Source organism: Polaribacter sp. (assembly GCF_039939415.1).
GTDB lineage: Bacteria > Bacteroidota > Bacteroidia > Flavobacteriales > Flavobacteriaceae > Polaribacter.
In genome coordinates, this window is record NZ_JBDVJE010000080.1 from 95,498 (window position 1) to 121,522 (window position 26,025).

The 26,025-nt window shown below is 28.4% G+C and carries 22 protein-coding genes; 8 read left to right on the forward strand and 14 right to left on the reverse strand.

Features of this window, described 5'->3' with window-relative positions:
* Nucleotides 1–117 precede the first annotated feature (117 nt).
* Entirely contained in the window at nucleotides 118–507 is a 390-nt protein-coding gene (locus ABJG40_RS13500) for a hypothetical protein (protein WP_348025114.1), read from the reverse strand.
* A gap of 100 nt (nucleotides 508–607) precedes the next feature.
* Here ABJG40_RS13500 and ABJG40_RS13505 point away from each other — a divergent pair, with 100 nt between their 5' ends.
* Nucleotides 608–2,221 carry a mechanosensitive ion channel family protein gene (locus ABJG40_RS13505; RefSeq protein ID WP_348025115.1) on the forward strand — a complete coding sequence of 538 codons (1,614 nt, stop codon included), beginning with the start codon at nucleotides 608–610 and terminating at the stop codon, nucleotides 2,219–2,221.
* A gap of 137 nt (nucleotides 2,222–2,358) precedes the next feature.
* Here the strand turns inward: ABJG40_RS13505 and ABJG40_RS13510 are convergent, their stop codons facing one another.
* The 11 genes from ABJG40_RS13510 to ABJG40_RS13560 form a co-directional block, all read right to left on the reverse strand.
* Nucleotides 2,359–3,312: a tRNA-dihydrouridine synthase family protein gene (locus tag ABJG40_RS13510; protein ID WP_348025116.1), complete on the reverse strand. Its 954-nt coding sequence runs from the start codon at nucleotides 3,310–3,312 to the stop codon at nucleotides 2,359–2,361.
* Nucleotides 3,313–3,381: 69 nt separating this feature from the next.
* Nucleotides 3,382–3,861, reverse strand: coding sequence for a hypothetical protein (locus ABJG40_RS13515; protein ID WP_348025117.1), 480 nt, complete (start codon nucleotides 3,859–3,861; stop codon nucleotides 3,382–3,384).
* 8 nt (nucleotides 3,862–3,869) lie between these two features.
* A complete protein-coding gene (locus ABJG40_RS13520) occupies nucleotides 3,870–4,508 on the reverse strand; it encodes a DUF4291 domain-containing protein (protein ID WP_348025118.1) in 639 nt (212 codons plus the stop codon).
* 71 nt (nucleotides 4,509–4,579) lie between these two features.
* Nucleotides 4,580–7,072 carry a zinc-dependent metalloprotease gene (locus ABJG40_RS13525; RefSeq protein ID WP_348025119.1) on the reverse strand — a complete coding sequence of 831 codons (2,493 nt, stop codon included), beginning with the start codon at nucleotides 7,070–7,072 and terminating at the stop codon, nucleotides 4,580–4,582.
* A gap of 149 nt (nucleotides 7,073–7,221) precedes the next feature.
* Nucleotides 7,222–9,003 carry a hypothetical protein gene (locus ABJG40_RS13530; protein WP_348025120.1) on the reverse strand — a complete coding sequence of 594 codons (1,782 nt, stop codon included), beginning with the start codon at nucleotides 9,001–9,003 and terminating at the stop codon, nucleotides 7,222–7,224.
* Between the two features lie 153 nt (nucleotides 9,004–9,156).
* Nucleotides 9,157–11,322: a T9SS type A sorting domain-containing protein gene (locus ABJG40_RS13535; RefSeq protein ID WP_348025121.1), complete on the reverse strand. Its 2,166-nt coding sequence runs from the start codon at nucleotides 11,320–11,322 to the stop codon at nucleotides 9,157–9,159.
* Between the two features lie 21 nt (nucleotides 11,323–11,343).
* Entirely contained in the window at nucleotides 11,344–12,888 is a 1,545-nt protein-coding gene (locus ABJG40_RS13540; RefSeq protein WP_348025122.1) for a PQQ-binding-like beta-propeller repeat protein, read from the reverse strand.
* Nucleotides 12,889–13,086: 198 nt separating this feature from the next.
* A complete protein-coding gene (locus ABJG40_RS13545; protein WP_348025123.1) occupies nucleotides 13,087–13,743 on the reverse strand; it encodes a response regulator transcription factor in 657 nt (218 codons plus the stop codon).
* A 2-nt stretch (nucleotides 13,744–13,745) separates the two neighbouring features.
* Nucleotides 13,746–15,668, reverse strand: coding sequence for a sensor histidine kinase (locus ABJG40_RS13550; RefSeq protein WP_348025124.1), 1,923 nt, complete (start codon nucleotides 15,666–15,668; stop codon nucleotides 13,746–13,748).
* Nucleotides 15,669–15,806: 138 nt separating this feature from the next.
* Nucleotides 15,807–17,705, reverse strand: a complete 1,899-nt coding sequence (locus ABJG40_RS13555; RefSeq protein ID WP_348025125.1) for an amidophosphoribosyltransferase — start codon at nucleotides 17,703–17,705, stop codon at nucleotides 15,807–15,809.
* 63 nt (nucleotides 17,706–17,768) lie between these two features.
* Complete coding sequence (locus ABJG40_RS13560) at nucleotides 17,769–18,695, reverse strand: PfkB family carbohydrate kinase (protein ID WP_348025126.1); 927 nt, start codon at nucleotides 18,693–18,695, stop codon at nucleotides 17,769–17,771.
* Between the two features lie 77 nt (nucleotides 18,696–18,772).
* Here ABJG40_RS13560 and ABJG40_RS13565 point away from each other — a divergent pair, with 77 nt between their 5' ends.
* The 6 genes from ABJG40_RS13565 to ABJG40_RS13590 all read left to right on the forward strand — a co-directional run bounded on the left by ABJG40_RS13565 (nucleotide 18,773) and on the right by ABJG40_RS13590 (nucleotide 23,196).
* On the forward strand, nucleotides 18,773–19,198 hold the full coding sequence (locus ABJG40_RS13565) for a SufE family protein (RefSeq protein ID WP_348025127.1): 426 nt from the start codon (nucleotides 18,773–18,775) through the stop codon (nucleotides 19,196–19,198).
* Between the two features lie 11 nt (nucleotides 19,199–19,209).
* Nucleotides 19,210–19,530, forward strand: a complete 321-nt coding sequence (locus ABJG40_RS13570) for a DUF59 domain-containing protein (RefSeq protein WP_348025128.1) — start codon at nucleotides 19,210–19,212, stop codon at nucleotides 19,528–19,530.
* Nucleotides 19,531–19,632: 102 nt separating this feature from the next.
* Nucleotides 19,633–20,142, forward strand: a complete 510-nt coding sequence (locus ABJG40_RS13575) for a DUF2480 family protein (RefSeq protein WP_348025129.1) — start codon at nucleotides 19,633–19,635, stop codon at nucleotides 20,140–20,142.
* Nucleotides 20,143–20,151: 9 nt separating this feature from the next.
* Nucleotides 20,152–21,012 carry a DUF3078 domain-containing protein gene (locus tag ABJG40_RS13580; RefSeq protein WP_348025130.1) on the forward strand — a complete coding sequence of 287 codons (861 nt, stop codon included), beginning with the start codon at nucleotides 20,152–20,154 and terminating at the stop codon, nucleotides 21,010–21,012.
* Nucleotides 21,013–21,073: 61 nt separating this feature from the next.
* Complete coding sequence (locus ABJG40_RS13585; RefSeq protein WP_348025131.1) at nucleotides 21,074–21,994, forward strand: DUF3078 domain-containing protein; 921 nt, start codon at nucleotides 21,074–21,076, stop codon at nucleotides 21,992–21,994.
* Nucleotides 21,995–22,080: 86 nt separating this feature from the next.
* Complete coding sequence (locus ABJG40_RS13590; RefSeq protein ID WP_348025132.1) at nucleotides 22,081–23,196, forward strand: CNNM domain-containing protein; 1,116 nt, start codon at nucleotides 22,081–22,083, stop codon at nucleotides 23,194–23,196.
* Nucleotides 23,197–23,319: 123 nt separating this feature from the next.
* On the opposite strand, the gene hflX is transcribed toward ABJG40_RS13590, so the two are convergent.
* The gene (gene hflX / locus ABJG40_RS13595) at nucleotides 23,320–24,531 is read right to left on the reverse strand and encodes a GTPase HflX (RefSeq protein ID WP_348025133.1); all 1,212 of its coding nucleotides are present in this window, start codon (nucleotides 24,529–24,531) and stop codon (nucleotides 23,320–23,322) included.
* A gap of 263 nt (nucleotides 24,532–24,794) precedes the next feature.
* Here hflX and ABJG40_RS13600 point away from each other — a divergent pair, with 263 nt between their 5' ends.
* Nucleotides 24,795–25,760, forward strand: coding sequence for an endonuclease/exonuclease/phosphatase family protein (locus ABJG40_RS13600; RefSeq protein ID WP_348025134.1), 966 nt, complete (start codon nucleotides 24,795–24,797; stop codon nucleotides 25,758–25,760).
* Here ABJG40_RS13600 and ABJG40_RS13605 read toward each other — a convergent pair whose 3' ends face one another.
* Nucleotides 25,761–26,003 carry a hypothetical protein gene (locus tag ABJG40_RS13605; RefSeq protein WP_348025135.1) on the reverse strand — a complete coding sequence of 81 codons (243 nt, stop codon included), beginning with the start codon at nucleotides 26,001–26,003 and terminating at the stop codon, nucleotides 25,761–25,763.
* Between the last annotated feature and the right edge of the window lie 22 nt (nucleotides 26,004–26,025).

Here is a 26,025-nt window from a genome sequence, read left to right on the forward strand (position 1 = left end):
TTTTTGTTTAACAGGTATTTAATACTTTAAAATCTTATTTAAAAACAAAACTCGGTTTCAATAAAGAAACCGAGTTTTTCAATCAACTAATCAACCAAAACTAGTTAAATAATACTTTTATAATTTTCTTTTTTTTGCTTTCTCTTTTCTTTCTTTAGCAATTAATTTATACTTTGAAAATTGATCTGCATCTAAAATGGTTTCTAATTTTTTGTTCATTTCATTTTCTTTTGCAAATCTTTCTCCTCTTTGTTTTTTACGAAATTCTTTAGAAGGTCTTTCTCCTGCTTCCTTTAAAGCCTTTCTGTTTTCATTCATAGCTTTTCTTTCTGCAATTTGAGCAACTAATAAAGGTTTAATTTTACTTTGTTGTGCCGCAGTTAAATTTAAATCTGAAGTCATTTTTTTAAGCATCTTTTCTGCAGACGCTTTTCCTCCTTTTGTTTGAGCTGGTGCACTAAATGTAAAAGCAATAACTAAAACTAATATTGATATTATTTTTTTCATTATTTATTGTTGTGTTATTATTAATTTCAGTTCTTAGACAATAAAAAAGTGAAAAGGTTTAAATTTGCTTATTTTTAACATGATTTTAAAAAAAATACAGATGAAAAATTTTTTGTGGTTCCTTTTATTGTTGCCTTTATTTTCTATGGCTCAAGATAGTATTCGTGTAGATATTAGTAATCCTCATGCAACAATTTATACACACCTATATTTTTTACAATCTGATTCTTATGAGCCTAAAAAAGCAGCAAAAACTATTTTAGGTTTATCTGAAGAAAAAGCAATTGAAAAAGCCATAAAAATAAAACAAGTATTAGATGGTAAAGGTTTATATGTAGATGTAAATAAAATACCTACAAACCCTAATTATAAAGATACTGTAGGGTATTCTTCTTATTTTAAATATGTATTGTTTCCTCAGAGAATGCCACAAATTTATGTAGAAAAAGTTGGAGAAAATTGGTATTATTCTTCAGAAACTGTAGCAAAAATAGAAGGTTTATATAAAGAAGTTTTTCCTTGGTATGTTCAAAAATTACAAAATATAATTCCGGTTTCTGGGCATAAAAAAATATTAGGAGTTGAAGTATGGCAGTTTGTAGCCCTTTTAGTAATGATTGTTTTAGGGTATCTAATTTTTTTAATTGTTAAAAGAATTGCTTTTTTTATCCTAAAAAAAATCCAACATCAAATAACAAAAAACACCAATTTTGAAGTTAATAAAGTACTTAAAAAATTAGCACATCCTATAAGTTTATTGGTTGCTGTTGCATTTGTTGATAAAATTTTTCCATCCTTACAATTTGGTTTGTCTACAAATACTTGGGTCTTTTTAGGATTAAATATAGTAGAAACTGTTTTTTGGATTTACGTTTTTTTAAAACTAGTACAAGTTGTTATGAAAATTTATGCTGAGTTTACAGAAAGAACTCATGGTAGATTAGATGATCAATTAGTGCCTATTTTACATAGTTTTTTTACAGGTGTAGTTATTGTTGTTGGTCTTTTTAGATTGTTAGTTCTTTTTGGAGTAGATACAACAACTATGTTGGCGGGTGCTACGATTGGAGGATTAGCATTTGCATTAGCTTCTCAAGATACGGTTAAGAATTTGATTGGTACAATTATGATTTTTCTAGACAAACCTTTCCATATAGAAGATTGGATTGAAGCAGGAGAAGTTGTTGGTACTGTAGAAAAAGTTGGTTTTAGATCTACACAAGTACGTGCAGCAGATACTTCTGTGTATCAAATACCAAACAGTAAATTGTCTGAGTTGGTAATTAACAATAAAGGATTAAGATTGTTTAGACGTTACAACACCAATTTAGGATTACGTTATGACACACCACCAGAATTAATAGAAGCGTTTGTAAAAGGTTTAAGAGAAATTATTATTGTACATCCAGAAACAAGATCAGATTCTTATAATGTAGAGTTTACAGGTTTTGGAGACTCTGCTTTGTTAATTATGGTAAATGTATATTTTAAAAGCTTGGCTTGGGGTGTAGAGCAATCTTCTAAACATAGGTTACATATTACAATTGTAAAATTAGCAAAAGAATTAGGAGTAGATTTTGCTTTTCCATCTACAACTGTTACAATTGAACAGTTTCCTGAAAAGCAAGGAATAAGTTTAAAATACAATACTAATAAAGAAAGAACAGATGCAGTAATTGCAAATGTTATCAGTGATTTTAATAAAGGAAATTAGTTTGTCTAAAGGTATTTTTTATTGAAGCTATTTCCTGCTTTCACTACTCGCTTTTTTTATTCTGAAAAAGAATAAAAAAGAGCTCAAACAGACCGTTCAATCAGGGCTAAACCTGTTTATAGGTTTTTTGAAGTCTATTAACTGTTTTTAGCTTCTTTTAATATTTCACTTACAGCAGCAGTATACTTTTTAGCGTTACTTGCTTTTTTAATTTTTTTATAGGTTTTCTGTGGATTAGGAAAACTTTGAGAAAAGTATTCCCAAAAACCAAGCATTTTCATTTTTATTGGAGTTGGTCCAGAAAGTGCAGCATCATATTCTGTATAAATACGATCGTGAAATTCACTAAAAATATCGATTCTATTTTTAGGATATTCTATTGTATCAGCTTTTATCATACTTGGTAAAAAAGGATCTGCAATTAAACCTCTACCAATCATCCAATGATCTATAGAAGGAAAACGTTCTTGTAACTTTTTAAATGCTGCAACAGACGTTATATCACCATTGTAATACATTTTGTGTTTGGTGTTGTCTAAACATTTTTGAAAAGCATTTAAATCTGTTCCTCCTTTGTACAATTGCTTTCCAATTCTTGCGTGAATTGCAATATTTTTTAATGGATATTTATCTAAAATAGGCAAAGTATCTAAAATTTCTTCAGGATTTTCATAACCCATTCTCATTTTCATAGAAACAAGAATATCAGATTCATTATGAACTTTATGAAGAATACTATCTATCTTTTCAGTATCATGTATCAATCCAGAACCCATTCCTCGTTTTGTAACCATTGGGTAGGGGCAACCTAAATTCCAATTCAATTCTTTGTAACCTAATTCTCTTACGTATTTTGAAACAAATAAGAATTCATCAGCATCATTTGTAATAACCTGTGGAATTACTTCTAATTCTGTATTGTTTTTTAAATCTATATCTCTTTTGTATGAATTTTTAATTACCATTTTTCCATTCAAATGAATGTATGGAGCATAGAAAGTATCTATTCCTCCAAAAAAATGATTGAATGCATTTCTAAATTTATGATCTGTAAACCCTTGTAAAGGAGAAGAAAGTAAAGTATGACTCATTTATAATATTGAGTTGCAAATATAGGATACTTCTATTTTATATTATAAGGAATCATTTAATTTGAAAGTTTAATTGTCTAACCAATATTTACCTCTTTTTTCAGCTTCTTTGATAACTTTATTTATGTCTTCAAAAATATAATTGGGAATTGTATTACTTGTTGCAGGAGTTAAAAGAGAAATAATACCGTTTTTAGATCTTTCAGAAACCAACACTAATATTGGAAAAGCAGGTTCTTCTGGTAAATTTTCTCCATCTTTAAAAGCTTTAATTTCTTGAAAAACACTTAAAATTGAATTCCCCCAATTATAGGTTAATTCTCTAAAATCTAATATAATTACCTCTGGATCAAAATCTATAAGTCCGGAAATGACCTTTTTAGAAATATATGTGGCATGATTTTTACCTAAAGAACCTTCAGGATATATCCCTTTAAACGAAGCTATTAAAACATCAATATTATCTAATAATTTTTCTTTTGGAGAAAAATAAGTGCAACTAATGTTTTCTGGTGTTTTTGATATGTTCTGAATAAGTGTATACTTCATCGATTTTGTTAACTCAGGTTAATGTTTTTTTTGATGATTGGGTCTTCAATTTCTATCACTTTTTCTTCGATAACAGAAAAGGTATCTAACATTTTAGCATTTAATAATTTCTTTTGCTCATGAGCAAAAGGAGTAATGTCTTCAATACCTACAATCCAATCTTGTGCAAAATTTTTAAGAATTTTTCCTTTTAAACCTAGTTGAATTGCTTTTCTAGTATGCTTATTTCCATAAGGATCATGATCTGGATCCCATTGTAAACGAACTTCCGAATTACTTAATTGAAATCTCCAATTTTCTTGAGTTTCATATAAATCTTCCTCAAATTTAGAGTGAACAGCTTGCTTTAAAATTTCTTCAAACTTCACTTTAGGAATTGTAATTGCTAAAATTTTTTGTTGATGTTCTTTCATTGCCCAACCTGCTCTATACATCATCCATAGAAAATTAGGTTTAATCCAAGTCATTCTAGAAAACTTATAATAATCACCTCCAAATACTTGATTTTTTACAGCATAATCTGCAATTTTTGGATTAAAAGCTTGATAAATTATAATGTTTTCTCCTTCTTCTTGTCCAACTATATGCTTACCAGTTTGAGGTAAATTAGATTCATAATCGTTATACTTTATAGTTTTTAATTTCATGGAGTCTAAAATAAAAAAAAAACCTCATCAATTAAGATGAGGTTTTAAACTTTTATTTCACTTTTTTTAGATTATTTTGGGTCTAAAATAGTGTCTATTCTATCTACAACATCTTGTAAATGGTAACGAGTTAAAGTATTTCCTCTGTTTTTAGCTGCTTTTGCATCACGTTGTAAACGTTTTAATTCACCTCTTGCTACAGATTTAACATCAGACTGATTGATATTAATTCCACTTTGTTTCAAGTACCCTCTGTTAGCTCCTTTTTGGTCTTTAGCTTTGTTTAATAAATAATCTAAACGATCTAAATATGCTCTTTGTAAGTTTCTTCTGTAAGTATCAATAGATCTTCCAGCATAAATTTCACTCCAAACACCTTTACGTAAATCACTCATCATGCTAACTAAAGTATATGCTTTAGAACCATTAGAAGTTTCATTTTCAATCATACGTGCCATTCTACCTGGGTCTAACATATTGTTTAAAGTTCTTGCTTGTAAACCACGAACTCTTTCTACAGAACCAGAAAATTCAGTTTTACTAAAAATGTTTTTATCTAATAACCAAGTTGGTGTTTTAAATAAGTTGTCAACCACAAATTTTAAAGCTTCTTTTTGAGTTGCTTTGTCTACATGAGTATAAACTGCTCCTTCTTGGTCTGAAGTTTTATAAAATTCATAAACACCACCAACATTAGCAGTAACATGTCCCATATATCTGTTAAACTGACTTAAAACTTGCCCATACATTGTAGATAAGTTATCATAATTTTTACCTTTTTCAGAAGTCCATTTTTCTAAGTTAGGTAAAATTCTTTTTAAGTTTTTAATACCATACATAGAAGCTCTCATTGCATTATCTCCTAAATCTTCAGTTTGAGAACTTGGATCTACAACATCACCTGCTTGTTGGTGTCCAAACCTATACATTAAATCACCTTCATGTTTTAAAATCCAAGAATCTAAAGTAGCCTTTTCTTCTTTTGCAGTTTTGTCTAAAATTGGTCTATAACCCCAAGAAATTGCATATTTATCATACACGCCAATATTTGGCATTAAAGCAACACCTTTATCTTCTGGTTGTGCTACATAATTAAAACGAGCATAATCCATAATTGAAGGAGCTGTTCCGTATTTTTTAGTGAATGATGCAGAACGTAAAGAATCTACAGGGTATGCAGTAGAACTTCCCATATTATGAGGTAATCCTAAAGTATGACCTAATTCGTGAGAAGAAACAAACTTAATTAGTTCTCCCATTGTTTCAGTTTTAAAATTGTTACTTCTTGCATCTGGATTAATAGCTGCAGTTTGAATGAAGAACCAATCGTGTAAAAGAGTCATAACATTATGATACCAGTTAATATCAGATTCTAAAATTTCTCCAGATCTTGGATCACTAACGTGAGGTCCATTTGCATTAGGAATTGGTGATGCTAAATAACGAATTACAGAATAACGTACATCTTCTGGACTATAATCTGGATCTTCTTCTTTAGTAGGAGCTCTTTTTGCTATAATTGCATTTTTAAAACCAGCAGCTTTAAAAGCAACCTGCCAATCATTTACACCTTGTATAATATAAGGAACCCACTCTTCTGGAGTTGCTCTATCTATATAATAAACAATTTGTTTTTTAGGTTCTACTAATTCACCTCTTTTAAATTTTTCTATATCTTCATCTTTAACTTCTAATCTGTATCTATCTAAATAAGTGACTGTTTTACTTTTTTGAGCATCTAGACCGTAATCTGTTTGTTTACTTGTAAACCAACCAACTCGTTCATCAAAATAACGACGTTTCATTGGTACTTTAGGTAATAAAACCATTGAATTACTCATTTCTAAAGTAATAGAACCTAAAGCACTGTTTGAAGGTGCTTTGTTTGCAAAATAAGTTTTTACGTGTCTAATTTCAATATTTTGAGGATAACTACTAACTCTATCTATGTAAGAACGTGTTTTATCCATTCTTGTAGCTTGATAAAATTTTCTATATCTACCAGGAAGACCTAAAGGCTTAACATCTGTAGAAAATAAAGAAGTTGCATCTATAACAGTTGCAGTAGAATCTTTACTGATGGCTTTTATTGGAAAAGAAAATAAAATTGGTTCTAAATTAGAATTTACAACTGCTTCATGTACAGGTAAAATTGTATCTGCAACAACATTATGAGAAACAATTCTTAATAGAATTTGTTTGTTTTTTCTTTCCCATCTTAAAACTTGTGTGTTAGTTTTACCTCCACCAAAACCAATGCCAGAAGCGGTTTTAGCAATTCTAGTAACCATTAGCATTTCTCTATTTAAAAGAGAGTCTGGAATTTCAAAAAGATAAGCATCGTCTTTTGTATGTACTTTAAAAAGACCTTTGTCTGTTTTATGATCTTTGGTAACCACCTTACCATAAGGTTGCATTGCACCTTTTTTAGGTTTCGGTTTCGGTTTTTGGGTTGTTTTTGGGGCTTCTTTCTTTTTTTTCTTCCAAAACTGAGCATCAGTTTCAGTAGAAAAGCCAAAAACAAAAGCAACTAGAAGTAATCTAGTAAGTATTTTTTTTGTCATAATTAAAGTTTATTTGAATTAGCATCGAAATTAAGCAAACCATATACGTTGAGTTCTTAAAGAAATGTTAAACAGAGTTTACTGTTTTAACAAAAAAAAGCATCACTATTATTAGGATGCTTTTTTAATATAACTTTTTCTCTTTCTCTCTAATTCATTCTGTCTTTCCATATTCTGTAATAAGCAGGATTTTCTTTTTCTCCTCTCTTAAGTTCATCCATAGCTAATTTAAAAGCTTGCATAAGTTCATTTCCTTTAATGATTTTGTAAACTGCTTCTTCTGGACCATTAGCAGCAGTATAAGTTCCTGCTTCTTTTAAAGATTTTGCTTTGGTAGAAAAATCCATTTCAAAATATTTCCCCCCCATTCTATAAGATACATTTGGTGAAAATGCAGTTATTTTTACAACCGGATTTAAACCTGCAGATTCCAAGTCGAAATCTAAATCTATGGTTACGGCTATTAAACCATCTAAATTTAATTGTTGTATAATTTTTTGATTAGTTTGATCTGCTGCAAATGTAGTTTTGATGTCTTTAATATAGTCTATGGCTCCTGTTTTTATTAACCTTTTGGTACCATAAGCTCCTTTTTCTATAAAGGTTTTTGTAACAGTATCTTCAATTGGTTTCATTTCTGAATATGCTTTTGTATTAATAATTTTATCAATAGCAATAACATTTACTCTATAATTGTTTTGAAGCGAATTTTTGAACTGATCATAAAGGTTGTCTACAAAATTTTGCCAATTTTTTTCTTCTAGTTTAGGAAACCATTTCTGTATTCTTGTAGTGGTTGTAGTAGTTGTTTTTACATTAAAACTTGTCTTTGTCGAAGTAGTAACAGTAGTTTTTTTCTTAAATAAATTTCCTCTAACTACAAATGAAGAAATACCAATTTTTTTCATTTTATCTAAAGGTGGATGAGTGTAAGGGTTTCCTTTGTTCACTTTTACATTATATTCACCTTCTATTGTTTTAAATTTATTTGAAGCAGTTGTGTTTTTGTCTTTGTTAAATGCATTTTTTAATAAACTACCACCAGCAATATTTCCTTCAATTAAAATTGGAGTAAAATCTGAAAAAGTTGCTGTTTTTTGAATTACACCTACATCTGTGTTTTGAATAAGTTCATTTTTTACTCTTGTAACCGATAAAGTATTTTTTTTTATAATTGGTAAAGGAGAGTTTTCAAAATTCTTAAATGCCTCTTTCGGAATTGTAATTGTATTTGTTGCTTTTGAAGGATATAAGTGTGTTTGTACTTTTAAACTCATAGCACTAATTATCATCTCTACATATAATTCAGAATTTGGGTCTGCATCTCCACCTTTTAATTCTATAACTACATCTTTTGTTCCATCAATTTTAATATCTCCTCCTTTTGCAATACCATTTACAGATAATATTTCTAAAGGAGTAGCTGGTTCTATATTAACAGTTACTTTATCTCCACTAGAACTGGTTACTTCTACAGATTGTGTGCCTCTTTTGTCTGGGCTAAAACCCTGAAAGTAGGTACCCATTCCTGCTTTTTCAAGCTTATTTCCATTAAGTTTTACATCACCATCTGTGTCTGTTAAACCAATACCTTCATAGTTTAAAAAATAAACAGAAACTCCATCTCCACAAGTAGACCAACCTGGAACTTTTGTAGCAAAATCAACCTGACTTTGAGGTATTAAACCTGAAGCATAACTAACAGCCAAAGCTACATTTTTTAAGTCTGATTTGGGTTTAGCTTTAATTAAAACACCTGTAGCTTTAGAAATTAGTTTCATTGGCTTTAATTTACCAAAAACACTTTCTTTATGTTCATAGCCACATTTGTAAGCTTTAACTTCTTTTTTCTTTAAAAAAGACTGCGCTTTTATTGAGCAAAAAGCAAAAAGCATACACGCTAATAGAATTTTGTTTTTATTGATTTTCATTTGAGTTGTTTTTTAGGATTGAGTTGTTACAAAACTAAAAAGGAGTATCTTTTTTTGAAATAAGGCATATGCCTTATTTTTATGATTTTAAATAACTTGTAAAAAAACAACATCCAAAAATTTGGATGTTGTTTGATAAAAATGCTTTTTATTTTACTGTTTTATTATTTTCTTAATAAAAAAGCTTTTAGGCGTTTTTAATTGAAGCATGTAGATACCTTTGGGTAGTTGAGAAATGTTTATATTATTTAATGATTTATTCTTTTTAGAGAAACTCATTACTTCTTTACCAATCGAAGAAAATATTTTTATTGATTTAATTTGTTGATTTTCTATTTGAATGTTTAAAAAGTCTGAAGTTGGATTAGGGTAAGTTTTAACTTTTGTATTAGTTATGTTTTTATTAGTTGAGAGACTTTTATTTTGATTTGCCATATAAATAGAACCAACTGTAGCTAAAAATAATTTATTATTAGAAGCTAAAATTTCATTATAAGGTACCCCTTTATTTCCACCATTAAAGCCATATCCTTTAACAGTATCTAAGCCATCTGTATAAGAACTCCATGTTAAACCATTGTCTGTAGACTCTAAAACTGTACCACCTTGATAAGCATTGTCTTTATGTGCTCTGTATAAAACCCCTAAATTACCTTGTACAGGTTCATCCCATCTTTCATCAAAAGATATGTTTGGTTTTTTTGGACCAGTCCATTGTGTTAAATCAGTAGAAAAATAAAAACCGGTTTCTGCAAATGTTCCATTATTTGCAAATGTCCACATTCCTCCATTTCCTTTAAAAAAAACGTTTTGAAATACAGCAGGAGCAGTTCCTTGGGTCCATGTAATAGCATAATCATCAGAATAATAAACTTCACTAGAAATAATGGCATAAATTCTTTTAAGTCCTTCATCAAACCACATAGACATATCATTAATATTATCAAAAGGCGCATTTGCCATTTGTGTAAAATTTATTCCATCTGTAGATTTATAAAGTCCATGTAAATTACTTAAACAGTAAATGTTATTATTATCATCTTCAAACATACTTCTCATATTCCATACACTGTTTACATCAGCAATAACTTTAATCATAGAATCATCTGTTTCATTTTGAACATAAACTCCATTCCAAGTTCCACTTTTACTACTTGCTGTATATACTTTTCCGTTTTCTGCTACGTATGTGTTTCCTGCAAAAGCTCCTTCTCCAGATAATTGTTTCCAAGATGCGCCATAATCATCTGTATAATGAGCATAACCATCTAAACAAGCAGAAATTCTTGTTCCGTTAAAAGAAATCCCTTTTGCATTGGTATAGTCTAAACCATTTGTTTTTAGCGATTGTGTATTGTTTGTTAAATCTAATTCTACTATTGCATTTTCTTTAATATTTGTAGCAAATACTTTTCCAGTAGAAGTAATTACTACTTTTTCTGGAAAATAACCAGATTCGAATAAACTGCTCTTATTTGTAAAAGTAGTACCACCATCAGAAGAATAGGAAAAATACAATGAACCATGTACAATAACAACATCATTATAGGCAACAATTTTATCTGCACCATATAATTTACTGGAATTTATTTTTGTCCAAGTTGCCCCATCATCTGAAGATTTATACAAATCTTTTCCATTATTAGATCCCCATAATGCATAAAAAGTATTTTTTTCTTTGTCTAAAGTTATTCCATTATTTTTATTTGTGTAGTTTATTGCAGCTCCCATTGCTGTAAAAGTTACACCTTTATCAGAAGATTTATATAGGTTTTTATCAGAACCTAAGTAAAAAATGTCATCGTTTTTCTTAACAAAAAGTTCTGCATTTACATTAGTTTTTACTAAAATGTTAGATACAGTAGAGTTATTAGTAAATGTTGTACCATTATCTGTAGAAGATTTTAAATAAACTTTTGTATTCCATATAGTTGTACCTTCTTTAACAATGCTAAATAATTTACCATCACTTGTTTCTGCCATTATTGTTGGGTTACCAACATTAGCATCATCTTGTTGATCTGAAGTTGAACCATTATATTTAATAATTCCATTGCCAGTAACCCAAATGTTTCCATTATTGGTTGTTAGTAGAATTCGATTTCCTTCCATACTTCTGTCTAATAATGTCCAATTACTAGCATTATCAGTACTTTTAAAAACACCTTGAGATGTAAGAGCAATTAGGTTTCCATTAATATCTTCATATAAGTCATTAATTTTTTTACCTGTATCAGGTAAATTTAATTTTGTCCATGTTTGTGCTTGGGTAGATAAAGAAATAAAGAATACAAATAATAAATATGTAATTTTTTTCATAATAGTAGTTTTAGTTGGTTGTTATTTCAAACTTTTCATAGAAAGTGTTTTTTTATCAGATTTGTAGAAAAATTTGCCTTTGTTGTGGTTAATTGCATATAGTGGATCTCTGTCTCCAATAACAATTTTTTCTACAATTTTACCTGTTGTTTTATTTACTTTAGCAATGCCAAAACCTTTAGCATCTGCATCTTTAAATTTTGTACTTATGTACATAATATTTCCACTACTTTTTGTTGCAGATCCACCAGATTTCATAACAGCAGGAGTGTAAGAATGATATCTATATGTTGAACCAGAGGTGTTATTAGAATTGATGTTTTGACTATTTGCTGTTGCTGCAACAGCAACTGCTGCTAAAGTGATGTTTTGAGCGATTTTTAGTATACTAGATCCAGGAGCTTTTAAATAGGTGTGGTGTATTTTGTCTCCTGTTTGTTTGTTAAAAGCGGCTATATTTTGTGAAGATGATAAGACAATTAGGTCATCAATTATCTCTAAACTATTAAAACTCTCTTTTCCAGAAAATTTAATTTTTTCGGTAAGTACTTTTGTTTTTTTATTTGCAACATCAATTTTTATAATACTTCCTTTAGAAATGGCAAAAAAATCTTGTTCATCTTTTAATAGAATACTTTCTATGGCATTTTTAATTTTTATTGGTTTTTTCCAAACTAAATTTCCTGTAGACTTATCTACTAATTGTAAACCTTTTGGTGTTAGAGCTAAAACGCCTTCTTGAGTTACAAACATGCTTAATACTTTACCTGTTTTTCCACCTTTTTTTGCATCCCATTTTGGTTGTCCTGTATTTATATCAATAGCAATTAATTGAGTTTTAAAAGGAAAATATAATGTGTTGGAATCTTCATCTATTTTCATAGAACTATAACCATTAGAAAGTGTGCTTGCTTTAGCATCTTTTGTTTTAAATGGTTTCCAGTTAAATCGCCAAATATCTTTACCTGTTGATAAATCTACATTGGCAAGATGTAATGCACTTAAGTGTATAATTGCACTGTTTGCACTTGTATAGGTAATAGGTTGAGCACCTGTAAAAGTGTATGTTAAACTAGCCATTTTATCAAAAGCGATATCGCTTTTAATTTGATCTCTCCCCCAACCATATTGTATAGTGTTATTGTTTAAATTCCATGTGTTTATATGTCTGTTTCCTTTTAATGCCCATAATTGATTTGTTCCATGAATTAACCTAACACCAATTATATTGTCTCCTTTTTTTCCGGAATTGGCAAGCTCTTTACCAGAATTTACATCTAAAACTCTGTTTCTAGAAAGTAAGCCTTTATCACTCACAAAAATTAGTTCTGAACCCGAAATAATTTGTACTCTTTCTGCTTCAACCTTTCTTAATTTTTCATTTTTCCAAAGTACTTTGCCCGTTTCATTTATGCCATATAAAGCATCATCAGTTCCTACAATGGCAACTCCTACATCCGACATTTTAACAAGATTTATTTTTTTTGGAAAATCTTTAGTCCATTCTTGTGCTAAAAGAATGTTTGTCATACAAACACAAATAGTGATTAATAAATTTTTTTTCATAATGATTTATTTAAATTTAAAAACAGCATCCAAATCTCAATTGTTAATTCATTCTATAAAAGAATGAGAGATGAATACTGTTTTGGTAATTTTTTTAAATTTCTAGGATACAATGAATTAACACTTCAAAAGTAAATTGAAGTATTTTTACAGAAAATAGAGTGATTTACGTAAAAGACTACGTTGTTTAACGTATTTTTAAGAAGTGAGCCCGTTTTTAAAAGCAAACCTTATTAAAGCAGCAATATTATTTACTTTAATCTTTCTCATAATATTTGTTCTATGAGTATCTACAGTTCTTGGACTTATAAATAATTGCTTACCAATTTGAGTGTTTGTTAAACCTTGCGAAATATTTTTTATTATTTCTAATTCTCTTGTGGTAAGTTGTTTTAAATACGGAGATTTTTTAGAAAATGTATTTAAAGAATTCGAATGATTATCTCCATTTATTATGGCTTTTGTGATATCCGAATTATAATACTCTTTACCATTATATATTTTTTTTACTGCCATTAAAAGCTCATCACTAGGTATCGTTTTTAGCATATAACCTTTTACACCAAGTTCTATAAGGTTTTTTATAATTGATGCTTCTTGATACATAGAAAGCATTGCAATTTTTATATATTTAAAATCTTTTATAATTTTTTTTGCACACTCTATACCATCCATTATAGGCATATTGATATCTAATAAGGCAATGTCTACTAAATTTTTTTCTATAAATAGAATTGCTTCTTTACCATTATTTACCACGCCTACAACTTTAAAATCTTGTTGATTTTCAAAAGTGTTTTTAATTCCTTCAGCAATTAAAGGATGATCATCTGCAATAAGAATTTTAATTGGCATTATTATAATGGAATTTTAATAGTGACTAAAGTACCACTTTTAGGACTTGGTTCAAAATGAACTTCTCCATTTACTATATCTAACCTACTAGAAATATTTAATAAACCAATACCTTTTTCTTTTTTTTCTGAAGAAAAACCAATACCATTATCTTCTATAATTAAAACAACTGTATTGTTTGTATTAAATAATTGTACACTTACATCTGTTGCTTTACTATGTTTTATAATATTATTAATAAGTTCTTGGGTAATTCTATAAAGTGTAACTTCAATTTTCTGAGGCAATCTTTTAGCAATATTAAAATGTTCTAAAGTGTATTTTACTTTAGAATATGGTAAACTACCTTCTAGTAAGTCATTTAATGCTGGTATTATACCCAATTCTTTTAATGCTCTAGGCATCATTTGATGAGAAATTGTTCTTAAATCTTGACTAGAATTTTCTAAACTTTCTAATAACTCTTGAGATTCTTTAGTTTGCAGTAAATTCATTTTAGAAAGTATATTTCTAGATTTTAAAATAACACTCCCTATTTGTTGTACAACTCCATCATGCAATTCTCTTGCCATTTTACTACGCTCTTCTTCTTGTGCATCTATTATTGCTTTAAACCCTTGTTCCTTTTGAGCTACAATTTCTTCTTGAGTTTTTCTTTTATTTCTTTGTGAAATAGCAAAAAATAGCAAAATTGCTAAAGTTAATCCTCCTATTAAAATGTAAATCCAGTTTATAGTTTTTGATAGTTTAAGTTCAGTTTCTGCTTTTTCAGTACGAGTTTCTAATAATTCTTTTTCTTTTTTTTCTGTTCGGTATTTAGTTTCTAATTCTAAAATAGCTTTCATTTTTTCTTGTTCAAAAACAGAATCTTTTTTTATGTCATAAGTTATAAGGTTATTATAAGCTTCTTTAAAACTATTTAAATTGCTTTGGTTTTTAGACAATAACTTTAAAACTGTTAATTCTTTTTCTTTAAATTTATTTTTTTTGATAATAATTAATACTTCTTTTAATTCTTTTATAGCCAAGTGTAAATTATTAGTTTTTGTATAATTTTTAGCTAAATTTATTTTTGCATCCGAAAGTTCAAAAAGTGCATTTTGTTTTTCAAATTCAATAATTATTGAGTTATAGATTTTTCTAGCGTCTAAGTACTCTTCTAAACCATCTTTAGCAATTGCAATATTATGATCCATATAAGGCAAATAAACCTCATAGGATAAATCTTTATAACCTCTTTTTGCTTCTAAAGAATTTTTAATTGCTTTCTCATAATCTTTTAATTCTAAATAAACACTTGCAATGTTACCAGTTGTTATTACGGTACCAATTTTATGATTATTATCTTTATATATTTTAATTGCTTTTTTATAAAATTCTAAAACTTTTTTATAGTTTTTCTGTTTTTTATAAACAATTCCAATATTTACAAATACCATCGGTATTCTATCAAAGTCAGCATTAGAAGTTTCATAAACTTCTAATGCCTTAAAATAATTTTGTAAAGATTTTAAGTATTCACCTCTTAAATCATAAATAATTCCAAAATTATTATACGAATTAGCAATACCAATAGTATCTTTTATTTTAGTTTTTATTTCAAAACTTCTTTTATGACAAAACAAAGCACTATCTAATAATGATTTAGATTCATAAATTGTTCCTAAATTATTATAAGCTAATGCAGTTAATTTATCGTTATTCAATTTCTTTGATATTAATAGAGCTTTTTTTGAAAAAATTAAGGAACTATCAATATCTATTCTTTTATATAACCACGAAATTTCGTTTAAAGTTTGGATTAGTGAGGTGTCTTTAAGAATTTTTACTTCTTGTTTTAGACTATCAATTTTTTTTCTAATACTTTGCGATTCTAAAGAGCAAATTGTAAAAAAAAGAAAGAAAATTACAATTTTTACTTTCATAGCTTTTAATTTTAACAAATATGAAAAAAATTAACAGCATATCAAAAAAACATAATATTTTATATATCAACGAGTAACCCATAAAAAAAATACCTCTAAAATTTAGAGGTATTTATAAATTATTATTTTATTTATAACTTAATAAGCTCTTTTATCATTGCCTTCATAGAAATTAATAAAAGCTTGGTTTACAACTCTCATTCCTCCTGGAGTAGGGTAGTTTCCTGTAAAGTACCAATCTCCAAGATTATCAGGGCAAGCTTTATGCAAACCATCTACAGTTTGATAAATTACCTCAACATCTGCTTTAATATCTTCTGTTTTTAACATTTCTGCAATTTTAGCAGAAATTTCTTCAGTTGTAAAAGAGCTGTAAATATCTTTTACATGATTTACAATTTCTTCATCAATATTAGATTGTTGTTCTTTACATTTCTTATAAACATCATCTACAATATGATATTTATTATGATCTTTTAATAATTCTAAAGCAGCTTTAAATGCAATAAAAGCATCAATTCTTGCCATGTCAATTCCGTAACAATCTGGGTAACGAATTTGAGGAGCAGAAGAAACTACAACAATTTTTTTAGGATTTAATCTATCTAAAATCCTGATTATACTCTTTTTAAGCGTTGTTCCACGTACAATACTATCATCAATAATTACTAAATTATCTGTTGGTTTTACAACACCATAAGTAATGTCATAAACATGCTCTACTAAATCATCTCTAGAACTATCATCTGCAATAAAGGTTCTTAATTTAGCATCTTTAATGGCAATTTTTTCAAAACGAGGCCTTTCTGATAAAATTTCTGTTACTTTTTCTGCAGATAAATTTTTACCTCCTTCTAAAATTTTTGCTGTTTTTTGTTGATTTAACAAATCTTCAGCAGCTTCTGTCATTCCATAAAAAGAGGTTTCTGCTGTATTTGGTATAAATGAAAAAACAGTGTTAGAAATATCAGAATCTATTGATTTTAAAATCTTTGGAAACACATATTTCCCTAAATTTTTACGTTCTTCATAAATAGAAGCATCACTTCCTCTAGAAAAATAAATACGTTCGAAAGAACAAGCTAAATTTTCTTTAGGATCATTTACTTTTTTTATTGAAGTTTTACCACTTTTCTTAATAATTAAAGCATGTCCTCTTTCTAATTCTTTAATTTTATCAATCTTTACATTAAAAACTGTTTGAATTACAGGTCTTTCTGATGCAACAACAACAACTTCATCATCTTCATAAAAATAAGTGGGTCTAATTCCATTAGGATCTCTTAATACAAAAGCATCTCCATGACCAACTAAACCTGCCATTGCATAACCTCCATCCCAGTTTTTAGAAGATCTTTTTAAAACTTTTTTAAGATTTATATTTTCTTCTATATAAGGTGAAGCATTTCTTTTGTTAAATCCTTCTTTTTTTGCTTCTTGATATAATTTACTTACTTCATCTTCTAAAAAGTGACCAATTTTTTCCATTACAGTCACTGTGTCTGTAGCTTCTTTTGGGTGCTGCCCTAATTCGATTAATTCTTCTAACATTTTGTTAGAATTAGTCATGTTAAAGTTACCTGCTACAATTAAGTTTTTGTGTCTCCAGTTACTCTGGCGTAAAAAAGGGTGTACACTTTCTATGCTGTTTTTTCCAAAAGTTCCGTAACGAACGTGCCCTAAAAATAAATTTCCTATGTATGGCATATTTTCTTCTTGCCATGCAACATCATCTTTTTTATCTGGGTTTTGTTCTAAAACACCATTTAAACGGTCGTTAATTTGAGCAAATATATCTTGTATAGGTTGTGGTTTGTTAGAGCGAACTCTACTAATATATCTTGTGCCAGGTTCTATATTAAACTTTATGCTTGCAAAACCAGCACCATCTTGTCCACGATTGTGCTGTTTTTCCATTAATAAATACATTTTATTAATTCCATAGAAAGCAGAACCGTATTTGTCTTTATAGAACTGTAGAGGTTTCTTTAATCTAACAAGTGCAATTCCACATTCATGTTTAATAGCATCACTCATTGTTGTTTTGGTTTTTTTGAGTTGTTGTAATAAAAAATCCGCAGTTTTAACCGCGGATGAAAATTAAGATATTTTTATATCAAATTGTGTTAATTCTTTAAAAGCTTGCAAACGCATTTTAACTTCATCTGCTGTAAGCTCTTGCATACGTTCTGTACCAAACTTTTCTACACAGAAAGAAGCTAAGTTAGAACCGTAAATAATTGCATTTTTCATATTGTCAAAAGAAATGTCTTTGGTTTTTGTTAAATATCCACAAAATCCTCCTGCAAATGTATCTCCTGCTCCTGTAGGATCAAACACTTCTGCTAAAGGTAATGCAGGTGCATAAAACATATTTCCTTCGTTAAATAATAAGGCACCATGTTCTCCTTTCTTAATAACAACATATTTTGGTCCCATTTCATGGATTTTTTTAGCTGCATTAACTAAAGAGTATTCTCCAGATAATTGGCGAGCTTCTTCATCATTAATTGTAATTACATCTACTCTTTTTAAAACAGTGTGTAAATCATCTAAAGCGATGTCCATCCAGAAATTCATAGTATCTAAAACTACCAATTTAGGTCTTTCATTCATTTGGTCTAAAACAGATGCTTGTGTTAAAGGGTGTAAATTACCTAACATTACAATACCTGCGTCTTTAAAGTTTTCAGGAACTACAGGTGCAAATGTTTCTAAGACATTTAATTCTGTAATTAAAGTATCTCTAGAATTCATGTCATTATGATATTTACCACTCCAGAAAAATGTTTTCCCTTCTTTTATAACTTCAATTCCATCTGTATTTATTCCTTTAGAATTCATCATTTCTAGATAAGATGAAGGGAAATCTCCTCCAACAACAGAAACAACGCCTGTTTTTACTCCAAATTGACTTGCGGCTAAACCTACATAAGTACCAGAACCACCTAAAATTTTATCAGTTTTACCAAAAGGTGTTTCAATTGCATCAAAAGCTACAGTACCTACTGCTAATAATTTGCTCATTTCTTAAATTTAATCATTAATTTTGCTAATTAAAGCAAAATAAAGTTTTTTATAAAACGCAAAAATAAGTTTAAAAAATGACTATCAAAGAAATACAAGAAGAAATTATTGACGAGTTTTCTATGTTTGATGATTGGATGGAACGCTATGAATATATTATAGAGTTGGGTAAATCTTTGCCAATAATAGATGAAAAATATAAATTAGATGAAAATTTAATAAAAGGTTGCCAGTCTAAAGTTTGGTTGTATTCTGAGTTAGAAAACGATACCGTTAAATTTTCTGCAGATAGTGATGCTATTTTAACAAAAGGAATTGTGGCATTGTTATTGCGTGTTTATTCTAATCAAAAACCAGGAGATATTCTAACAGCTAATACAGATTTTATAGATGAAATTGGTTTAAAAGAGCATTTATCACCAACAAGAGCAAATGGTTTGGTTTCTATGATTAAGTATATAAAAATGTATGCGATTGCACAACAAACTAAACTAACAAATTAAGAAATTTAATAATGACAGATAAAGAATTAGAAGTAATAGGAGATAAAATTGTAAATGTTTTAAAAACAATTTACGATCCAGAAATTCCAGTAGATATTTATGAATTGGGTTTAATTTATGATGTTTTTGTTTCTGAAGAAAACAATGCAAAAATATTAATGACCTTAACTTCACCTAATTGCCCTGTTGCAGAAACATTACCTGTAGAAGTAGAAGACAAAGTAAAAACGTTAAAAGAAATAAATGAATGTGAAGTTGAAATTACTTTTGATCCTACTTGGACACAAGATATGATGAGTGAAGAAGCAAAATTAGAACTTGGTATGTTGTAAATAGTTATGAATGTTAAGTTTTAAATGATGAGTTAAAAGTGAAAACTTTGAAACTTTGAAACTTAAAAACTTAAAAACTTAAAAACTTTGAAACTTTGAAAAATGGCAGAAGAAATTATAAATAGAGTTGCAAATAGCAAACTTAAAACTTTCGATTTAGAAGAAATTTATCCTGAAGGAAAAAGAGTGCAATTTGATGTGAAAAATTGGTTGTATCAAGAATTAATTTTAAAAGAAACAGATTTTAGAGAACATGTTAAAAATCATGATTGGTCTCAATATAAAAACTCTTTTGTTGCCATTACTTGTTCTGTAGATGCAATAATTCCTTCTTGGGCTTTTATGTTAGTTGCTTCAGAACTAATACCGTTTGCAAATAAAGTTGTTATTGGTAATTTAGAATTGTTAGAAACTGTTATTTATCAAGAATTATTAAATTTTGTAGATTTTAATGAATTTGCAAATTTACCAGTAATTATAAAAGGATGTGCAAATAAGCCAATACCTAATTCTGCTTATGCTCTTTTAATAGAAAAGTTACAACCCTTAGCAAGATCTATTATGTTTGGAGAAGCTTGCTCAACAGTACCATTATATAAATCAAAAAAATAATTTATTATTATGAAAAGAATCACCCTCATTTTTTTCATCTTTTTTACAACAATTTTTATAGGTCAAGAAAAAAAGAAAAAAGATAGTATTCCTATATGGAAAATACATGGAAGATTTACATTTATTTTTAATCAATCTTCATTTTCTAATTGGGCTTCTGGGGGAGAAAATACAGTTGCTGGAAACTTTAACATTAATTATGATTTTAACTACAAAAAAGACAATGTTAACTGGGATAGTAGAATTATAACAGGTTATGGTATTAGTCATTTAAGTGAAAAAGGATGGAGGAAAACAGATGATCGTTTTGAGTTTAATTCACTATTAGGATATAAAACGGCTAAGTATTGGTTTCTTTCTTTTATTGGCAATTTTAAAACTCAATATACAAAAGGTTATGACTATTCTTCAGATCCTAAAAAGTTAGTTTCAGAATTTTTTTCACCTGCATATTTAACTTTTGGTCCTGGTATGTTATGGAAAAAATCTGATAAGTTACATCTTAATATAGCGCCAGCAACTGCAAGATTTACCTTTGTAAATGATTTCTTTTCAGGGAAATTTGGTGTAGAAGAAGGTAAAAACTCCGCTTTTAGTTTAGGTTTTAACCTTTCAGGTTATTATAAATTTAAATTAATGAAAAACATTGAAATGGAAAACATTTTAACTGTATATACAGATTACTTGGCAAATGTTGGTAACTTAGATTTAGATTATCAAACAAATATCCGTTTTACAGTAAATAAATTCATAAAAATGCAAATGACTTTTCATGCAATTATGGATGATAACGCTTCGAGTAAAATTCAATTTAGACAATTATTTGGGTTGGGTGTTAATTATAGTTTTCACGAAAAAGTGACTTATTAATATTTTTATTGTCTAATTAATAAAGTGCATATTTGCACGTTCAAAAATAAAAACAAAAAAAATGAAAAAATTATCAATCTTATTTTTATTGGTATGTATTAGTTTTTCAGCAAATGCACAAACTGCTGAAGAATTAAAAAAAGAACAAGCTCCTAAAAAAGCAAAAATCGCAAAATTACAAGGAGAAGTAAATGCTTTACAAGCAAAAATTGATGCACTCCCAGGATGGAAAAAAGGTGCTTTTGGTACAATTGGTGGTAACCTTTCTGGTTTTAATAATTGGTATTCTAAAAACGAACCAAATTCTTCTGCTGGTAATATAGGTATTACTGTAAATGGTTTTGCAAACCTTATTGAAGAAGATTTTTTCTGGCGAAACTCTGGAGCCATAAATGTTGGTTGGGTAAAAATTGATGACAAAGATGACCCTACTGATAGCGGAAATTTTGAAACAGCAACAGATGTATTTACATTATCATCTCTATATGGTAAAAGATTAAACAAAAAATGGGCACTTTCTGCTTTAGGAGAATACAGAACAACTTTGTTAGATAACTTTAATAACCCTGGGTTTTTAGATATTGGTGTTGGTTTTACTTGGACACCAACTAGCAGATTAGTTGTTGTGATGCATCCTGGTAACTACAATGTTATTTTTAGTTCTGGCGAAAGTATTTATAGTTCTTCTCCAGGTGCAAAAATTGTTGCAGATTATAATGCAAAACATAAAAACATTAGTGTAAAATCTAACGTATCTATCTTTCAAAGTTATAAAGACGGAGATTTATCTAACTGGACTTGGACAAACTCTTTAGGTTATACTTTATGGAAAGGAATAGGAGTAGGGTTTGAGTTAGGTTTACGTAACAACAAACAAGAAGCGTTAAATAATGCTTTAATTACAGATACAAATGCAACATTTGGATCAATAGACAACAAATTACAATCATACTGGTTATTTGGTATGAGCTATGCTTTTTAATAAATGTAAATAAATTTATTATAAAAACCTCAAGAAGAAATTTTTGAGGTTTTTTATTTTTGTATTTTCGAAAAAAAATAAACTGAATGACGTTATTAATTATTTTTGCTACCATTTCTATTTTCTTTTCATTTCTATGCTCTATTTTAGAAGCTGTATTGTTAAGTATAACACCTACTTTTATCAACCTAAAAAAGAGTGAAGGAGCTTCTTTTGCAACTGAGTTAGAAATATTAAAAAAAGATGTTGATAAACCTTTAATTGCAATTTTAACGATAAACACAATTGCACATACTGTAGGTGCAATTTTAGTTGGTGTACAAGCAAAGGTTGCTTATGCAGAAATGTATGGAAATTCTGTTAAAACTTTTTTCGGAATTAGTGTAACAGAAGATATTATGGTTGGTGTTGTATCTACAATAATGACTATTTTAATATTAGTAGCATCAGAAATTATACCAAAAACAATTGGAGCAACGTATTGGAAACAATTAGCTGGTTTTACTTCTACAGCTTTAAAAGTGATGATTTTTCCACTAAAATGGACAGGTGTTTTGTGGCTTTTGCAATTAACAACAAAGTTAATTGGAGGTAAAGGACATGGCAGTATATTAAGTAGAGAAGGTTTTTTGGTGATGACAGAAATGGCTGAAAAAGATGGTGTTTTTCAAAAAAATGAAAGTAAGGTTATTAAAAATCTATTAAGTTTTAAAGAAATTCAGGCTAAACATGTAATGACACCCAGAACTGTTTTAAAAATTACTGATGAAACCCAAACAATTCAATCTTTCTTTGACGAACATCCAAAGTTAAGATTTTCTAGAATTCCTGTTTTTTCTGATAACCCAGATAATATTTCTGGATATTTCTTAAAAGATAATATGTTAGAAGCTATAATTAGAGGTAAGGGCAATGAGCCTTTAAAATCAATTAAAAGAGATATTATTGTTACAAATAGAGATTTACCAATACCTAGTTTGTTCGAAAAATTAATAGAACAAAAAGAACATATAGCATTGGTTGTAGATGAATATGGTACTGTAAGCGGTTTGGTTACTCAAGAAGATGTTATAGAAACTTTATTAGGTTTAGAAATTATGGATGAATCTGATAATATTGCAGATTTACAATCGTATGCAAGAAAATCTTGGGAATCTCGTGCTAAAAGAATGGGAATTATTGAGGATAATAAAGAGGAGTAAATTAGCTTCCTGCAAAAGGAGAACCAAAGATTCCTAGAGTAATTAAACCCAAATAAAAAATAATACAATCAGAATAATAAAATTTAGAATTATTTTTCACTTATTTTTTTCATCTATAATGGTTTACTCTTCACCTTTATATTCATAATACAAAAAGTCATTATAAGGAAAACGTTGAATATGAATTTTCTTTACTTCTTCATATGTTTTCTCTTTAAAATCTTCTAAATTATTTTTGTTTAAGGCAGAAATAAAGATTGAGGGTACATCATAATCATTCATCCAAGTTTTTTGCCAATCTTGTAATGTGTAGTGTTCCTTCCCTTTTTCAGTAACTAAATCATCTTCATCTATACTTTCATGTGCATAAGCATCAATTTTATTAAAAACCATTAAAGCAGGTTTGTCTGCACATTTAATGTCTGCCAAAATAGAGTTTACAGAAGCAATATGGTCTTCGAAATTTGGGTGAGAAATATCTACAACATGCAACAGTAAATCAGCTTCTCTAACTTCATCTAAAGTAGATTTAAAAGACTCTACCAATTGCGTTGGTAATTTTCTAATAAAACCAACAGTGTCTGTTAATAAAAACGGTATGTTCTTAATAACAACTTTTCTTACTGTAGTATCTAACGTAGCAAAAAGCTTGTTTTCAGCAAAAACATCACTTTTACTTATAACATTCATCAAAGTAGATTTACCAACGTTTGTATAACCAACTAAAGCAACTCTAACCATTTTACCACGATTTTTACGTTGCACAGCCATTTGTTTATCAATAGTAATTAGTTTTTTCTTTAGAATATTAATTTTATCTCTAATAATACGTCTATCTGTTTCTATTTCTGTTTCACCAGGTCCACGCATACCAATACCGCCTTTTTGTTTGTCAAGGTGTGTCCAAAGACGAGTTAAACGAGGTAATAAATATTGACATTGCGCTAATTCTACTTGTGTTTTAGCAGAACTAGTTTGTGCTCTTTGTGCAAAAATATCTAAGATAAGATTGGTTCTATCTAAGATTTTACAATCTAAAACTTTTTCAATATTACGTAATTGTGCAGGAGATAATTCATCATCAAAAATAGCAGTACCAATATGATTAGATTCTATAAAATCTCTAACTTCTTCTAGTTTACCAGCTCCTAAAAAAGTTTTAGGATTTGGTTTTTCCATTTTTTGAACAAAACGTTTAACAGCAACTCCACCAGCAGTTGTGGTTAAAAACTCTAACTCATCTAAATATTCTGTAGATTGAATTTCATCTTGTTGTTGAGAAATAATTCCGATTAAAATCGCTTTTTCAGATTTTGCCTTTTTTTGGTCTATCATAGACTACAAAAATACAAAGTTTTACGTTGGTATAAGACAAAAAAAAACCTCAATCTTATTGAGGTTTTTAATTAATTCAAATTCAATTCGGTTAGAGAGTTTCTTCTTATAGTAATTTTTTAAAGTTTATTTAAATAATTTTAATCGCTACAAAAGTAATTTTCAAAAAGATAATCTAATGTAGTTTTATATTAATAAAACATATAATTTAAGTTATGAATAAGAAAGTTTTATTTTATTATTTTTACGCAAAAAACTAATTTATGTTCTCATCAAAAAAGAGTAAAGATATTTATACAGTAGGTTTTTATAATGTAGAAAACTTATTTGATACTATAGATAACCCAAATACATTTGATGATGATTTTACAACTAATGGTAAGAAAAATTGGAATCATAAAAGGTATAGAGATAAAGTTAAAAAGTTAGGCTCTGTTATTTCTCAATTAGGGAATGAAAAATCTTACCATGCACCAGCAATTGTTGGTTTAGTTGAGGTAGAAAATGCAAAAGTTGTAGAAGATTTAGCAAATTCTAAATATTTAAGAAAGCATCATTACAATTTTGTACACTATGATTCTCCTGACGATAGAGGGATTGATGTGGCGCTTTTATATAACAAACAAATGTTTGAATTGTTAGGGTCAGAAAATTTTCCTTTGTATTTAGAAGATGAAGAGGGAGATAGAGATTATACAAGAGATGTATTGGTTGTTTACGGGAATTTAAATGGAGAATTAGTACATATTTTAGTAAATCATTGGCCTTCTAGAAGAGAAGGAACAGAAGAGTCTGAATACAAACGTATAGAAGCTGCAAAACTAGCAAGAAGTATTGTAGAGGTTATTCAAGCCAAAAGTTATGATGCTAAAATTATGATTATGGGCGATTTTAATGATGATCCAACAAGTAAAAGTATAAAAGAACACTTGGTTACTGAAGATTTTTACAATCCAATGGAAGCTTTATTAGATAGAGATACTGTTGGTACTTTAACTTATGATAGTAAATGGAATTTGTTTGATCAAATTATAATTACCAAAAATTTTTTAGAGCCTCAGATAGATAAACATCACTTTAAACATGCAGAGGTTTTTAATAAAAAGTGGTTGAGAATTTTTAAAGGGAAATTAAAAGGAAGTCCGTTTAGAACTTATATAGGTCCTTGGTATCAAGGAGGTTTTTCAGATCATTTCCCTGTATATTTATATTTAAAAAAGGAAGATTAACTATTCCTCTTTCCCCATATTTTTAAAAGCCTTTTTTAGTTTTTCATCATTTAAAATATACTTTTTGTATTTGCCATCTCTGTATCTGTAATAGATAAAGAAAGGCATAAATAAAAAAGAAAAATAAAAAACACCCAAACCCATTACAATTTGAGCCTTTTCGTGTTCTGTATTTACTAAATACATGCCAGTTACCATCCAAATAATAAAAATAATAAACATAATTTTTAACGCTAATTTCATATTGCAAAATTACAAAAGTTAT